The following is a 15100-nucleotide window of genomic DNA, read 5'->3' as shown; positions in this document are numbered from 1 at the left end:
AAATACATGATCCTCGAGTTACTTCTTTGAATGTAACTTCCCCGCGTTATTGTTCTTTTAACATTGAATACTTTCGATACGCTTTATAGAAACTGCAGCCAAATAGAACAGCCATAAGGGCGGGAAGCGACCTCAAAAGGGCAAATGGAGTTTCAAATAAAAATGCTTTCCAAAACATTGCGCTTTCCATACTCCACAGACCTTCAGTTAAATACAAACCTGAATCCTTGTAAATCAAATAAGAATAAAACAAGCACAGTAAACCAAAACAAGATGAAAAACTCATTAGTCTTTTATAATAATTACTCTTTGATTGGCGATCCGAGAAGATTTCATTTTGATCATCATCTTCTTTTTGCCAATATCGAGTTCCGCTAAGCCATGGGCTGTTTATATAACTCCAGCCGAAGTCTTCATAGATCTCTTTGTAGTCTTTGAACTTTTTCTTTGATAAATAATCTTGATAATCCAGTCGCATTACATATTTTTTGTCGGTTTTTTCGAAAGTGTATATTCCTAATCCGCTGATATTTGTACAGTGATAGCCTTTTTGTAGGTGCTCGTTCAGCCATTGCTCCTCTTTTTCAATATCAAAAAACATCTTACATTTCTTCATTCGATTCACTTCCTTCGTGCAGGGATAAAATATGAAGTAATCTGTTTTGTTCCATTTTCAAAATGGCGCTTCCTTCCGCAGTTATCATATAAACTTTTCTCCGGCCCGATTCTCCGACAGGTTCAATCCAGCCATGCTTATTCAAGTTTTCAATCGCGCCGTATAATGTGCCGGCTGCTAAAATAACAGTTCCGTTACTCATCTTTTCGATCTTCTGCATGGCAGCATAGCCATGAAGCGGCTCCCGCAGAGCTAATAAAATATAATGCATGGTTTCAGACAGCGGTAATAATTTATGTTTCATATCCTCATCCTCTATTCAGTCTGACTATATAGTTAAACTTAATACAGTTCAACTGAATAGTCAATGGTCTTTTCAAAATTTGTCAAAGGAACTTGAAAATCAAATCTAAAAAGTCGCTTTTCTTACGTAATGGAAGCGACTTCTGAGTAGTCCTATTCAATTAAATGGCCCGATTGTTGGTTGTAATGCTTAACTTCAGTGTTTGAAATGCCGGGCGGTAATAAGATTTCACTTTACCGAATGCCCAGCGTATAAATACCCCGTGAAGGTCCAAACCCTCTCAGCCGCATTAATAATACCAAGGGTTTTGAGTCCCTTGGTATTTTTTGTTCATTGTTTTAAGATGTGAATTTCCTTAGTGGCTGTCGTTCCAGTTTTTCTCTATAAATGTATTCACAGGCTGTAAGTTGGTTTTGTTCGCAATTTCAATGACAGCGGGAACCACGGAAGGGTCTGTTTTGGAGAAGTTAGGAATCCGCGGATCTAACCGGAAAAAGCGATCTCCCAGCAGATTCGCGCTGACCATGGATTCATAGTAGCCATTTCCGCCGGAGATCATCTGAAGAAATGGCAGTAATGGTTCATTAGGCGACCTGTCCAAAAGGACTCCCCAATTTGGAGGAAGGTTCTTCAGATTTTCGGGACGTATGTTATCCGCACTTACCATTCCCCACCCCCTCGTATCTCTCCTTAACCGAGTCGGGGCTTCACCTGTACCGATGGATAGCGCCGCAATTTGATCCAATGGCACGTTGGCTTTACCAACCGCAAACGCGATACTGGCCGTACTGGGGTTCGTTGCCACTACATATCCGTCCACGTAATTTTGATAGGCTCGCTGCGTCGCGGGAGCACCGCTGCTCCGCAGTATGACATCACTCACTTTCTCATTTAAATAGGGAGAGCCGGGAAAGTTGTGAAATAATACGGGCGTCCAACGATCCAGTGCTGGGGAGTATAGTTTGAATGAAGGGACAACAATTCGTTTTCTTAGATCTTTAAGGCGAAGGCCTGGCGGGAAAAAGTTTCGTACCGCTTTAATAAAACCGGAATATGGTAATTGTTGATTGAAAACAGGTCCTCCCGGCCGGGAAGTGCTGAATGCGGGCAGGATTTCATCCTCAAAATACTGAAGTGTTTCCTTCGGAGATCTTCCGCTTGCTAATGCAAGGACAGTAAATGAACCGATTGAATTTCCCGCAAATACATGGGTTCGGCTTATTAATGCTGGATTTTCTTCAGCCAGTCTGTTCAATAGTTGTAAACTTAAAGCACCTAAGGTACCGCCCCCGTCAAAGGTCATGATCCGATATTTTGCCAAAGCTGATGTCTCCTTTCTGATGAAAACTATCATTCAGTATATGTTCAACCAGAGTCTATTGTATGGATGAATGAATATCTCCTTATCTTAAAAATGGTTTGATTATCAATCCAGCGAGTTGGGAAAGAATATGTTTTTTATTTGAAGAGGTTTTTTCCGGGAAGAAGGAGAATTATTTAAAAATAAAAGGGGGAAAACACTTGAATACAATTGACCTTATTGTTTTACATTTTGAAGAAGTAAGACGGCGAAGCATCAAGTTATGGGCAGCTATACCTGAGGAAAAAATGGACTGGCGCCCGGATTCCGAAGCAATGTCGTGTAAGGAAATGATAAGACATGTATTAGAAGCGGAATTTCTTTATCATCACATTTTACTAAAACAAATGAATGAGTCTTCAGAGGAATCTAAAAACCCGTATGAGTCAAAAACGTTTACCACAGTAACCGAAGAATTAGAATTTGCAAAACCGTATCGGGCCGAGTTTTTGACATTCATCAAATCGTTAAACGAAGCAGATTTAACAAATATAAAGATTGACAGGTCTGATGTTGGATATATTCGCGAACTAGGAGACATGTTATTAAGAATCGCTTACCATGAGTCCGTACATACCGGTCAGCTTTTAGACTATCTCAGAACTGCTGAAGTGGACAGGCCTTTAATTTGGGACTAGTTAAATGATAGAGTTTTACAAGGAAAGCGGAAAGAATGGAATATAAACCGATTAATTTTCAAGAGAAATTAGCTGCGTTCCAAGATCAATGGTCTCCAAAAGTAATCGCTGAAATGAATGATTATCAATTTAAACTTGTTAAAGTACAAGGGGATTTTGTTTGGCATAAGCATGACGAAACAGATGAAGTCTTCATTGTCATTAAGGGTAATTTGATCATTGAATTTCGTGATGGAGAAGTAACATTAAATGAAGGTGAAATGTTTGTCATTCCGAAAAATGTTGAACATAAACCTTATGCAGAATCAGAGTGTAACATTTTGCTTGTAGAGCCTAAAGGTGTTGTAAATACCGGGCAGGAAATAACTGATCAAACAGCTGAAAATGATGTCTGGGTCTAGCCTGTAACAAAAAACGATCAAAAATCCGAAAGATCGAATGACGATTAGAGAAAATGATCAGGAAAACCAATTAAGAATGATTTAAGGTTAAATATTGAAAAATTGTGTTAATATTATAATACATTGTTTGGAAATGTAATCATTTTATAAGGAGTTTTCTAATTGCGTTGGAGTAAATGGTTCAATATTTGTTGCATAGCAGCATTGGGATCAGTATATGGCTATAAATTGTTTACTAACCAAGAAGTCAGTACGGCTCGTTTGATCATAGCTGCTGCAATTATCTTGTGGAACATTGTCGGACTTTTTAGCAAAGAACCAGTAAAACAAACACAGCAAGCAAACTAAAAGTCAAAAACACAAAAAGTTGGTACAGAAGGATGCTGCAGCGCGCAGCATCCTTTTTACGCTGCTTATTATAATCGTCAAAAATCATTCAAGTTTCATCAGGCATCCAGAATCTGTTGTATCGATAAATCAAAATTGCCCTAAAATGTGCCGGTTCATCAAAATACCAGTCCAAGCTGCAGTTATTTCTTTACATAGTATGTAAAGATTAAAAGATGAGAGAAGGAGTGGCGTAATGTATTATAACGAAGGTGAAGATCAACAGTACGTTCAGAAGAAAAAGCCATACAACGAAGCCTGTGACCTTGGCCATGATTTTGATATGGCGGAAGACGAAGCAAGAGCAGAAGCAGCAAGAGAAGCAGAAGCGAGAGCCAGAGCGGAAGAGGCGATAGCAAGAGCGGAAGAAGCAAGAGCCAGAGCAGCAGAAGCAGCAAGAGCAACGGCAGAAGCAAAGGTAAAAGCGGCAAAATTAGCAGCAAAAGCGAAATGTAAAAAACGTCATAAGAAAGAGAAAAAACAGGATTGCAAACGTAAGCACAAGAAGAAAAAATAAGAGCTTTTCATAACGTAAAAGATAAGATTTTTGACTGAGAAAATCAATACAGGGGTGCAAAAACGATAAAGAATAAGATTCTTGTCGGGGGATCAAGCAGAAAGATTGCTCAGCCGGTGTCTCAGCAGAACCATGCATGGCAGGGCAAACATAATTTTCTATGGACTTCCATAGTTTGGTCGGGATATCACGCCAATAAATGTAAGTGCCTATCATGATAAAAAAGGCAGGAGAGACAAGAGTTTCGGCAGCTTGCCGCTCTTGTCTTTTTTTTGTTTTTATATCATCTTCGCGTATATGTATCTATTTTTAAGTTTGCAGAACATCTGTCTAAGAATTTGTCCCATTCCTACATATACTGGTATCGGAATCAAATGCTTATTGGGAGTGAAATAGATGGGATCAGCACAGTTAACAGGACGCGTCATCTTCAAAGGGGACCCCGGCTATACACAGGCGGTTAAGAATTGGAACCCTTATGTTGATGTCTGTCCGCTTGTCTTTGTTTTTGCACAAAATTCATACGATGTAAGTAATGCTATTAAATGGGCTCGTGAGAAGAATGTACCTATGCGTGTCAGAAGCGGCCGCCATGCTCTGGATAAAAATCTTTCCACGGTAAGTGATGGAATTGTTATTGATGTGAGTGACATGAATAAAGTTTTCTTAGATGAAAAAAACGCGGTAGCAACCGTTCAAACCGGCATTCACGTCGGCCCGCTTGTAAAAGGTTTAGCTCGGGAAGGTTTTATGGCCCCGTTCGGAGACAGTCCAACCGTCGGAATCGGAGGAATCACGATGGGAGGCGGATTTGGAGTGCTTTCACGATCGATCGGCCTGATAAGCGATAACCTTCTCGCACTGAAAATGGTAGATGCCAAAGGCAGGATCATACAAGCAAATCATTCCCGCAATGAAGATTTACTGTGGGCTTCCAGAGGCGGCGGGGGAGGCAATTTCGGATATAACACCCAATATACATTCAAAGTTCACCGTGCCCCTAAAACCGCAACCGTCTTTAATATTATTTGGCCGTGGGAACAGTTAGAAACGGTATTTAAAGCGTGGCAAAAATGGGCGCCATTTACAGACGAACGATTAGGATGCTACCTTGAGATTTACAGCAAAGTAAATGGCTTGTGCCATGCGGAAGGATTGTTCCTCGGTTCAAAACCAGAGCTGGTTCAATTATTAAAACCTTTATTAAATGCCGGAACGCCGGCACAAACAGTAATCAAAACACTATACTATCCGGATTGTATAGATTTCTTAGATCCTGACGAACCGATTCCCGGCAGATCTGATCAGAGTGTTAAATTCTCCTCGGCGTGGGCGCTCAATCTTTGGCCGGAAGAACCTATTGCAGTAATGAGACAATTTTTAGAAAAAGCGACTGGGACAGAAACCAATTTCTTTTTTATCAATTGGGGCGGCGCGATAAGCAGAGTACCAAGCAGTGAAACAGCCTTCTATTGGCGCCGTCCGTTGTTTTATACGGAATGGACGGCCAGTTGGAAAAATAAATCACAAGAAGCTTCGAATCTTGCATCAGTTGAAAGAGTGCGTCAGCTGATGAAACCATATGTAACAGGTTCATATGTGAATGTTCCGGATCAAAATATCGAGAACTTCGGAAAAGCATATTATGGCTCAAACTTTGCAAGGCTTCAAAGAATAAAGGCGAAATACGATCCCGAAAATGTATTCCGTTTTCCGCAAAGCATCCCGCCATCGTATAAATAGTTTGATCGTTTTGGTAAACAAAATAAAAACGCTGCGTTTTGATCTGCATTCTAAACATTATCTCAAACACACCAGAACATTCAGGTGTGTTTTTATCGTTGCTAAATTTGGTTATTCAATTGCATCCCAGTGCGGATTCCAAACGATTTCCCATAGGTGCCCGTCGGGTCTTGGAAGTGACCGGAGTATCCGCCCCAAAAAGTATCATGAGCGGGATCAGTTATCGTTGCTCCTGCCTGTTTTGCCTGTTCCATGACTTTATCGGCTTCAGCTTTACTGCCAACATTATGTCCTCATGTAAATTCTGCAGGGCTTGGCGCAGTTAACGTAACGTTTGTTTCATGTGCGATGTCTTTGCGGTTCCAAATGGCAAGTTTCAGTCCTGTTTGTAAGTCAAAAAAGGCAGCTGCGCCATGTTCAAATTCTGTACCGGCTATTCCCTCTGTAGGCAGACCCAAGCCATCCCGATAGAAGTGAAGCGATTTTTCTAAATTGTCTGCGCCTAAAGTAATTACTGTAATCCGCGGCTTCATAGCAATCATTGATCAAGAGCAATATAAAGTATTGGACATTTTCATTGAAAAGATTTTGACATTTCAGTAAAGAACCTATATATTCATATATGAGCACATAATCATATAAGGTTATTTTTTTGTCCATGTTAGAATGCTTCATAACAGAAAAGAAATAATAAATGCAGTGTATGAGATAAGGAGGAGATTTTTATGGGGCACAATCACAATCACGCTGGCGGAGCCAATAAGAAGGTTTTATTGATCTCTTTTATCATGATTACAGGTTATATGATAATAGAAGCGATAGGCGGATTTGTAACCAATAGTTTAGCGCTTTTGTCAGATGCAGGCCATATGCTGAGTGACTCGATCTCATTAATGGTTGCTCTGATTGCTTTTAAATTGGCCGAAAAAAAGGCAAGTCATCATAAGACATTCGGCTACAAACGATTTGAGATTCTCGCAGCTGTGATAAACGGTGTTGCATTAATATTGATTTCCCTTTATATCATTTATGAAGCAATCAAACGTTTCTCTCATCCGCCGGAGGTAGCAACAACCGGCATGCTGACGATTAGTATCATCGGGTTAGCTGTGAATATATTGGTCGCTTGGATTATGCTGAACGGCGGAGATACAAAGAATAACCTGAACATAAGAGGGGCTTACTTACATGTGATAAGTGACATGCTCGGATCTGTAGGTGCCATACTGGCTGCGATCCTTATCATCTTCTTCGGGTGGAGCTGGGCAGATCCAGTGGCCAGTGTCATTGTAGCTATTCTTGTGCTGAGAAGCGGTTATCATGTGACGAAAGACTCCATTCACGTATTAATGGAAGGAACTCCGGAAAATATCGATGTCACTGACATCATTCATACAATTGAAGAGACAGAAGGAATTCAAAGCATTCATGATTTACACATATGGTCTATCACAAGCGGATTGAATGCTCTTTCCTGCCACGCAGTTGTTAACGATCAACTGACCATTTCTGAAAGTGAAAGTATTTTACGCAAAATGGAACATGAACTTGGAGATAAAGGCATTACACATGTAACCATTCAAATGGAAACAGCAGCGCATAATCACGACAATACGATTCTTTGTCAGGCCCAATCTGAGAATCCGCGTGACCATCATCATTAAAGGAGGAAATAGGGACTCACTTTGTCTGCTGACAATTAAGATAAAACCGGAGGGGGGATTCATATGTACGACACGATAGTAATCGGAGCCGGTCAGGCAGGAATCTCAGTAGGATATTATCTAAAGAAGTCGAAACAAAAGTTTATCATTTTGGATAAAAGTCATGAAGTGGGAGAAAGCTGGAACAACCGGTATGACTCATTGGTTTTATTTACTTCTCGAATGTACAGCTCTTTGCCTGGAATGCAGCTTGAAGGAGACAAGCATGGACTCCCTTCAAAAAATGAAATTGCTGCTTATCTGAAAAATTATGTTGAAAGATTTGAAATCCCGATCCAATTACGGACAGAAGTAATAAGTGTGCAAAAATTAAAGGACTATTTCTTAATAAAAACAAACCGGGAAGAATATCAAACGAAGAATCTTGTGATGGCCGCAGGTCCTTTTCATACCCCTAATATTCCATCAATATCAAGGGATGTAGCCGATCATATTCATCAATTACATTCTTCACAATATAAACATTCAAAACAACTGGCGCCTGGGAATGTACTGGTAGTCGGCGGCGGGAATAGCGGGGCTCAGATAGCTGTTGAATTATCCAAAGAAAGAGTTACATATTTGGCTTGCAGTAATAAATCGGTTTATTTCCCTTTATGGATTGGAAAAAGAAGCATCTTTTGGTGGTTTGATAAATTAGGAGTTTTACATGCAAGTCATACATCCATATTAGGCAAGTTCATTCAGAAGAAAGGCGACCCCATATTTGGGTATGAATTAAAACATGCAATAAGACAGAAGAAGATCATCTTAAAACAAAGAGTCATAGCCGGAAAGCAAAATGAAATCATTTTTAAAGATTCATCTTCATTAGAAGTAAACAATATCATTTGGGCAACTGGTTTTAAGAATCCGCTTTGTTGGATGAAAATAGAAGGTGTTTTGGATAAGGAAGGCCGAATTATACATCACCGGGGTGTTTCAGCTGTGGAAGGATTGTATTTTATTGGTTTACCTTGGCAGCATAGGCGAGGTTCAGCGCTGCTTCAAGGTGTAGGAAATGATGCTGAATACATTGTAAAACAAATGAACGGCGGATAGACAGAGGAGAGCAGTAACTTACGTGTTTACTGCTCTTTTTTGTGTTGAATAAGTCCGGTTATGTGACTGTGTAAAGCCGAAAAAATCTTTTGGCTTAATTAATAAGAAGATCCCTGACTCATTGATTGTGCAACATTCTGACGTACCTCCCTAGCTAACTGCGCGGCACGTAAGGAAGCCTGCCAAATAGCCGGACTCACTGCAGATTGACTGATGGATAATGCCTGTTGTGTGGCTGGAACCATTGGTCTTAGGAGATTTTCCGCCTCGTCTACAGATGACGCGTATTGGTGACCGGCTGCTCTTCGCAGGTCTGCTATCGCTGCGGGGAAGTTTGACCATAGACGAAGTATTGAATTCATGCAGCCTACCATAAGAGGAAAATGAGGAGCCCGGCCTTGTCCGGCGGCGAGAAGCTCTGCTGCGCCTAAAGCGGAATAAACGTGATAGCTCAACGGAGTAAGATATTTCGCGTGTACAGTATGAAGTTCTCGTAATCCCCAAGTGTCTGGAAGAAATCTGAATTCTGAACTCATACCGCATCCCAGAGCGAGTGCTCTGCTGACAGCCTGCAAGTGTTTCACTACCGCAGCCATTGATTGTTGAAAGGAGGATGAGTGTATTGGAATTTGTTGAATCGCAGATAAATGGCTTCGCATTTTATGATTTGCCTGACTTAAATCAGGCTGCTGTCTGTAATCATATACATAATACGGATAATAATAATAATACATATCTAAACTCCCTTTATGAATGGCTTTTAGGAGCAGGATATGCACCCAGATTGTTTTTGATAAGGGCATGTGCCTAAATGAATCCGTCAAATGTTGTTGAGTCTGAATATTTTAGCCCGCCAAAACCAATGGGTAAAACAGTTAAGGCCGAAGCTATGAAGCAGGCTCTCTTTGCCTGCTTTTTTTGTGTGTCGGCCTTTACATCTGACATGTAAAGTTATCTGAAACTGTATCTTTTTAAATGTCAGACAGTGTTATATGATACTCTGCAGATATTCAAGAATATGTACTTGGAGGACATTCTCATGCGAAATTTTAATGTTGCTATCCCTACGCCTTTTCATGAAGATGAAAGTTTATATTTAGAAGGATTTGATGCTATTGTCGAACATTTGAAAAACAGCGGTATCCATTCGTTACTCATATGCGGCACGACTGGTGAACAGCATTCACTCAGCATAGATGAGCGTCTTCAGATCATTGAGTATGTTCATCAGCGAAAATTTGAAGATGTTGAACTGATGTTCGGTGTTTCAGCCGTAAGAACCATTGATGCCGTCAAACTGATGAAACACATCGAGAAAACCAATATTGATTCTGTACTGATTGGTTTTCCTCCTTATATAAGACCGACACAGCAGCAAGCCGTTTATTACGTTGACGAACTTCTCAGTCATACCTCTAAAGAGGCTGTGCTTTATAATAACCCCGGCCGGACCGGTTTTAATCTGAGTGAGAAAGCGCTTAAAGACTTAATAAGCCGGCATCCCGGGATAAAGGGGCTGAAAGAAGGAGGAGACGTTCTGCGTCATAAACAAACAGAGTTCCCTGATCACTTTATTTTGTTTGCGGCAGGAGACGTTGAATTTCCGAAGATGCTGAGTAACGGGTGTAACGGCCTGTCAAGCATGGCCGGAAATGTCTATCCTGAAGAAATCAGAGAAAGCTTCAGCAGCTTATCAGAAAATAAACCGATTAATCTGGATCGAATAAACGATCTGATTGCTGAAGTGACAAATCATCATACTGTCATGAATATAAAAAATCACTATAGGAAGATTGGGATTCAAGCAGGCAGCTGCCGGTCACCCATTATATAAGAAATGTTCCGTCGCGGATAAGTGAAAAATGTGATCAGCGCGCTTTCTGTACTTGGATTAGGCTTAATAAGCAAGTTGTATAATACTGTCATTAGCGGGGGCGTAAGCATTTGTTTAGCTTTACATAAGGGAAACCTTATGATATGGTGATTATTGCTAATATTGACAAGAAAGAGGTGAAAGCGATGATAACGATTTATGGAATTTTGTATGGTAAAAATGCAAAAATTGGAAACATCTTGGCGGACAAAGGGAGCAGTCTGTCCTTTTTTAAGCCAAATCACCATACAAAAACAGTTATCGGTGCTTTTTCTCTATGTCAAATAAACGATAATCCAATGACATAATGTCCTTGTTTATTTGTGCATGATGTTATTTAAGCGTAACACCGATAATTGTGTCGGTGTTTTTTTGTGCCTGATTTTAAAAAAAGGTTAGATTGATAACTCCCTTCTATTTACTCAAACAAACAAGAGTATTATGGAAGGATGAGAAAACATGCAACAAAAAAACAAGTATATAAGAATCCAAGAGTTCCTGAAGCAAAATAAATTTCCTGATTTTAGAATGAATCAAATCAAAAATGCTGTATTCCAAGGGAGAATAAATCATTTCAATGAAATAACGGTTCTTCCTAAATCCTTGAGAAAATTGTTAATAGAGGAGTTCGGAGAGTCAATTATAAATATTGCTCCTTTAAAAGTGCAGCATTCTGAGCAAGTTACAAAAGTCTTATTTGAAATTTCAGGAGACGAAAAAATAGAAACGGTTAATATGAAATATAAAGCCGGTTGGGAGTCATTTTGTATATCCTCGCAGTGCGGCTGTCATTTTGGCTGTACATTTTGTGCAACAGGAGATATTGGTTTAAAACGCAATTTAACGTCAGATGAAATGACTGACCAAATTTTGTACTTTCACTTAAAAGGACATTCAATTGACAGTATTTCTTTTATGGGAATGGGAGAAGCATTAGCGAATGTACAAGTTTTTGATGCTTTACATGTGCTTACAAATCCGGAGTTGTTTGCTTTAAGCCCTCGCAGGTTATCTATTTCGACCATAGGTATTATTCCGGGCATTAAAAAAATCACTCAGGATTATCCGCAGGTCAACCTGACGTTTTCATTACATTCTCCTTTTAATGAACAGCGAAGCAAGTTAATGCCGATTAATGAACGCTACCCGTTATTGGAGGTAATGGACACATTAGATGAGCATATACGTGTGACCTCAAGAAAAGTTTATATTGCTTATATTATGCTGCCGGGAGTTAATGATTCTATTGATCATGCGAATGAAGTAGTAAATCTTTTAAGAAGCAGATATAAGAGAGGGAACTTGTTCCATGTAAACATCATTAGATATAACCCGACTGTTAGTTCACCTATGAGATTTGAAGAAGTAAATGAGAAACAAGTTGTAAATTTCTATAAAAAATTAAAGTCAGCAGGAATTAACGTGACCGTCAGAAGTCAATTTGGCATTGATATAGATGCTGCTTGCGGACAATTATATGGAAATTATCAAAAAAATAAGAACCAATAAATCAGGTGCAGAACTCGGTTTGACTTCATATTATTTCATTTGATAACATAAAATGGTTATTGTGGTTGAAAAAAAGATACCCGTTTTTATAAAAAAAGGAGTCATAACGTTGCTGAAAAGGTTTTTTCTTGTTTTTCTTACGCTGATGATGTCTATATTTGCTGTATTCGCGGCTGCTGAAGAGTCTCCCGGCGATCGTGTCATTTCTTTTGACGAGCCTATGATTTTATTGATCTCACTCGGAATCATCTTATGTTTGTTCATTCCGCCATTCGTCATGTCCTTTTTTGGCAGTTTGGTTGTGAGAATCATATCCGGAGTCTATCAATGTTTTATCGTCCTCACGTTTGCGGGCCTCATTCCGATTGGATTTCTGATTCCCAATGGCTTTTTGACAATTCTTGCTGCCGTACTGGGGACTTTGGTCAGTTCAGCGAGTGTTGCCGTGACCTTATTCGTTGGCAGGAAAAAAGAGGCCGGAAGGTTTTAAAACTAGTGGGTAAGCTGCAATATTGAAGGGAAAGTCATTGTTTGACTATTTATATGGAATAGCATAGAATTAAAGTAAATATTTATAAAAAGTCACTAGGGGAGCTTTAATAGCTGAGAAGAGACAATACGTCCTGACCCTTTGAACCTGATTTGGTTAATACCAGCGTAGGGAAGTGAAAAATTAGAGAGATTCTTTATCTTATCTATATTTAAGCCACTTTCCATAGAGGAAAGTGGCTTTATTTATTTTGAAAGGGTGATATGAAGTGGCGACTAAAAAAGTTTTTCTGGCAGGGCCTTTTAAAAGTTTAGTAGATGAGAAAACTGGATTGATGAGTACGTATGAGAGGGGAAAGCTGGAATCATTAATTTCCTTTTTTGAGAATGAAGGATGGCTGGTTCATAATGCTCATAAGCGGGAAGGGTGGGGGAAAGATTTCATGACACCCCTTCAATGCACTAAAATTGATTTTGATGAAATAAGTACTTGCGACCTTTTTGCAGCATTTCCCGGATCACCCGCTTCTCCTGGAACACATATAGAAATTGGATGGGCTTCCGCCTTGAAAAAAAAGATCGTGCTATTTCTAGAAAAGGACAAGGATTATGCTTTCTTAATTCAAGGGTTACATGCAGTGGCGGATGTTGAGTACATCAGCTATAAAGATACAGATGATTTAATAGAGAACATTAAAAATACCTTTGCAGCATATAAGGCGGAATCTCAATGAGAAAGAGAACTTTTCATGAAGCATATACGGAAACGCTGTATGACATCTATCACAACCCTGAATTTTTCAATTCACCGCGCGGACAAAAAAGCAGAGAACAATTGAACTACCATCTGACTTTGGAAAATCCAATAGAACGTGTTACTTATTTATCCTCAAGAAAAACCAATATCGTGTTTAATTTTGCTGAAGTGCTATGGTATTTATCGGGGAGTAACGACTTAGATTTTATCAGTTATTACAATAAAAAAATGCCCTCATATTCAATGAATAAAAAAACATTAACAGGCACTGCGTACGGGCCTAAAATATTTGAATTCGGAAATGCAAAACTAAATCAATGGAATAGAATAAAAAATCTTTTGACACAAGAAGATATTGATTCAAAAAGGGCATTTATTCAAATATTCGATGCTTCGGAACTCTTCGTTTTAGAAAATATAGATGTTTCCTGCACAATCGGTTTGCAGTTTTTTGTGAGGGAAGGCGAATTATACATGTCTTCTGTCATGCGTGCAAATGATGCTTTTCGCGGGATGATCAGTGATCTTTTCTCATTTACCTTCATGCAGGAATTAATGGCCAGAGAACTGCGTGTAGAAGTCGGAGAATATTTTCATAATGCGGGATCAATCCATATTTATGATTCAGATCATGAATGGGCGAAAACGGTGCTTGAAGAAGCTGAAAATTACCATGATATTCCGGAATTTGAATTCCCGAAAATGCCTGAGGGAAATAACTGGCCGTCCATTGAAACAGTCTTAAAGTACGAAGAATTACTTAGGAAAGATCAAATTTCTATGACTAAAAACGATATTGAAATGCTTGATTTACCTGATTACTGGAAACAGATTCTTTTCCTTTTCAGTATATACCAGCATATTGCATATAAACGTGATATGGATCATTCTCTATTTCAAAGTTTACTTCCTGTATATCAATTTTTCGTCAGGAATAAGTGGCTTCATTATTTCTCAACTGAGCAAAAGGAGGAAATTCAATGAAAACTTCATGGAAAGAAGACAGTGTTGCTGGTAAATTCGATGCTTATAACGACGTTTTAGAACAAACGTTAGGTTTTGAGTTTGTTTTTCGTACTTTTGATAAAGCGGAGATTAAAAAGGTGCTCGATTTCGGATGCGGTCCAGGAAAGGTAGCTTATAGGCTGGCTGACAGAATAGGCTGCAATGTGATCGCAGTCGATGAATCAAGGAAGATGTTAGATATAGCAAAGGCAAAAAGACAACATCCTCATGTGGACTATCATTTAATTGAACACGATAATCTTTCCTTCTTACCAGATCACTCAGTTGATGCTGCAATGGCCTGTTATGTTTTTATTAATACGGATAGTGACCAGCGTATCAAAGGTATCATAGATGAAATTTTTCGTGTGTTAAAACCAGGAGCTTCATTTGTCATACTCGATACGAATCCTGATTCAACCGGAATTGAATTTTCAACCTTCCGCAATGGAATACCGGGGAAAGAATATTCTTACGGAGAAGAAAGAAATGAATGGCTCCATGTTCCCGGACAAGCAGATTTAATTTTAAATGATTTTCATTGGCCGAAATCAATGTATTATAAACTATTAACTCTTGCAGGTTTTGAAAATGTAACTTTATCAGAACCAACGTTAAACGATATTGACCAAGAGCATGTAAAAGCCATAGAGAAAGAGTTTCAATTTAATAATTGGAAATGTGAAAAGGAATATCCGCCTTTTGTCATTTTTAAAGCAGTGAAACCTGCCTGAAG

Annotated in this window: 18 protein-coding genes, 1 pseudogene and 1 riboswitch; of the genes and pseudogenes, 14 read left to right on the top strand and 5 right to left on the bottom strand. The window is 39.2% G+C overall.

Features of this window, described 5'->3' with window-relative positions; all coding sequences use genetic code 11:
- Window positions 1-46 precede the first annotated feature (46 nt).
- The 3 genes from SB24_RS07085 to cotR all read right to left on the bottom strand — a co-directional run bounded on the left by SB24_RS07085 (window position 47) and on the right by cotR (window position 2241).
- The gene (locus tag SB24_RS07085; RefSeq protein WP_007409565.1) at window positions 47-616 is read right to left on the bottom strand and encodes a DUF2812 domain-containing protein; all 570 of its coding nucleotides are present in this window, start codon (window positions 614-616) and stop codon (window positions 47-49) included.
- Window positions 603-920 (bottom strand): PadR family transcriptional regulator, encoded by a 318-nt coding sequence (locus SB24_RS07080; protein WP_007409564.1) that lies wholly within the window; start codon window positions 918-920, stop codon window positions 603-605. The genes SB24_RS07085 and SB24_RS07080 overlap by 14 nt, the downstream gene beginning before the upstream one ends.
- Window positions 921-1275: 355 nt before the next feature.
- A complete protein-coding gene (gene cotR / locus SB24_RS07075) occupies window positions 1276-2241 on the bottom strand; it encodes a sporulation hydrolase CotR (protein ID WP_039252602.1) in 966 nt (321 codons plus the stop codon).
- 200 nt (window positions 2242-2441) lie between these two features.
- Here cotR and SB24_RS07070 point away from each other — a divergent pair, with 200 nt between their 5' ends.
- From SB24_RS07070 to SB24_RS07050, 5 genes are all read left to right on the top strand, one after another.
- A complete protein-coding gene (locus SB24_RS07070; protein WP_039252599.1) occupies window positions 2442-2918 on the top strand; it encodes a DinB family protein in 477 nt (158 codons plus the stop codon).
- Window positions 2919-2953: 35 nt separating this feature from the next.
- Window positions 2954-3319, top strand: coding sequence for a cupin domain-containing protein (locus SB24_RS07065; RefSeq protein WP_015416896.1), 366 nt, complete (start codon window positions 2954-2956; stop codon window positions 3317-3319).
- A gap of 162 nt (window positions 3320-3481) precedes the next feature.
- Window positions 3482-3667: a hypothetical protein gene (locus tag SB24_RS07060; protein ID WP_031378630.1), complete on the top strand. Its 186-nt coding sequence runs from the start codon at window positions 3482-3484 to the stop codon at window positions 3665-3667.
- Window positions 3668-3902: 235 nt separating this feature from the next.
- The gene (locus SB24_RS07055; RefSeq protein ID WP_015416897.1) at window positions 3903-4223 is read left to right on the top strand and encodes a hypothetical protein; all 321 of its coding nucleotides are present in this window, start codon (window positions 3903-3905) and stop codon (window positions 4221-4223) included.
- Between the two features lie 396 nt (window positions 4224-4619).
- Window positions 4620-5966, top strand: coding sequence for an FAD-binding oxidoreductase (locus SB24_RS07050; RefSeq protein WP_033575034.1), 1347 nt, complete (start codon window positions 4620-4622; stop codon window positions 5964-5966).
- A 111-nt stretch (window positions 5967-6077) separates the two neighbouring features.
- Here SB24_RS07050 and SB24_RS20355 read toward each other — a convergent pair.
- A pseudogene (locus SB24_RS20355) lies at window positions 6078-6499 on the bottom strand (VOC family protein).
- A 192-nt stretch (window positions 6500-6691) separates the two neighbouring features.
- On the opposite strand from SB24_RS20355, the gene SB24_RS07045 reads away from it, so the two are divergent.
- Entirely contained in the window at window positions 6692-7630 is a 939-nt protein-coding gene (locus tag SB24_RS07045) for a cation diffusion facilitator family transporter (RefSeq protein ID WP_039252595.1), read from the top strand.
- Window positions 7631-7693: 63 nt separating this feature from the next.
- Window positions 7694-8731, top strand: coding sequence for a flavin-containing monooxygenase (locus SB24_RS07040; protein WP_039252592.1), 1038 nt, complete (start codon window positions 7694-7696; stop codon window positions 8729-8731).
- Between the two features lie 98 nt (window positions 8732-8829).
- Here the strand turns inward: SB24_RS07040 and SB24_RS07035 are convergent, their stop codons facing one another.
- Window positions 8830-9465 carry a hypothetical protein gene (locus SB24_RS07035; RefSeq protein ID WP_039252591.1) on the bottom strand — a complete coding sequence of 212 codons (636 nt, stop codon included), beginning with the start codon at window positions 9463-9465 and terminating at the stop codon, window positions 8830-8832.
- Window positions 9466-9770: 305 nt separating this feature from the next.
- On the opposite strand from SB24_RS07035, the gene SB24_RS07030 reads away from it, so the two are divergent.
- From SB24_RS07030 to SB24_RS07000, 7 genes are all read left to right on the top strand, one after another.
- Complete coding sequence (locus SB24_RS07030; RefSeq protein WP_039252588.1) at window positions 9771-10565, top strand: dihydrodipicolinate synthase family protein; 795 nt, start codon at window positions 9771-9773, stop codon at window positions 10563-10565.
- A gap of 143 nt (window positions 10566-10708) precedes the next feature.
- On the top strand, window positions 10709-10912 hold the full coding sequence (locus SB24_RS07025) for a hypothetical protein (protein ID WP_007409550.1): 204 nt from the start codon (window positions 10709-10711) through the stop codon (window positions 10910-10912).
- A gap of 151 nt (window positions 10913-11063) precedes the next feature.
- Entirely contained in the window at window positions 11064-12113 is a 1050-nt protein-coding gene (locus SB24_RS07020; protein ID WP_039252586.1) for a Cfr family 23S rRNA (adenine(2503)-C(8))-methyltransferase, read from the top strand.
- Between the two features lie 109 nt (window positions 12114-12222).
- Window positions 12223-12603, top strand: a complete 381-nt coding sequence (locus SB24_RS07015; RefSeq protein WP_031378624.1) for a hypothetical protein — start codon at window positions 12223-12225, stop codon at window positions 12601-12603.
- A gap of 87 nt (window positions 12604-12690) precedes the next feature.
- Window positions 12691-12794: riboswitch (TPP riboswitch) on the top strand.
- 77 nt (window positions 12795-12871) lie between these two features.
- Window positions 12872-13336: a TIR domain-containing protein gene (locus SB24_RS07010; RefSeq protein WP_015416904.1), complete on the top strand. Its 465-nt coding sequence runs from the start codon at window positions 12872-12874 to the stop codon at window positions 13334-13336.
- Complete coding sequence (locus tag SB24_RS07005) at window positions 13333-14343, top strand: thymidylate synthase (RefSeq protein ID WP_015416905.1); 1011 nt, start codon at window positions 13333-13335, stop codon at window positions 14341-14343. Before SB24_RS07010 ends, SB24_RS07005 begins: the two co-directional genes overlap by 4 nt.
- Window positions 14340-15098, top strand: coding sequence for a class I SAM-dependent methyltransferase (locus SB24_RS07000; protein WP_039252583.1), 759 nt, complete (start codon window positions 14340-14342; stop codon window positions 15096-15098). The genes SB24_RS07005 and SB24_RS07000 overlap by 4 nt, the downstream gene beginning before the upstream one ends.
- Window positions 15099-15100 lie beyond the last annotated feature (2 nt).

Origin of the sequence: Bacillus sp. Pc3, assembly GCF_000815145.1 — a bacterium.
Taxonomy (GTDB): domain Bacteria; phylum Bacillota; class Bacilli; order Bacillales; family Bacillaceae; genus Bacillus; species Bacillus velezensis.
This window is presented reverse-complemented; position numbering and strand designations above follow the sequence as displayed.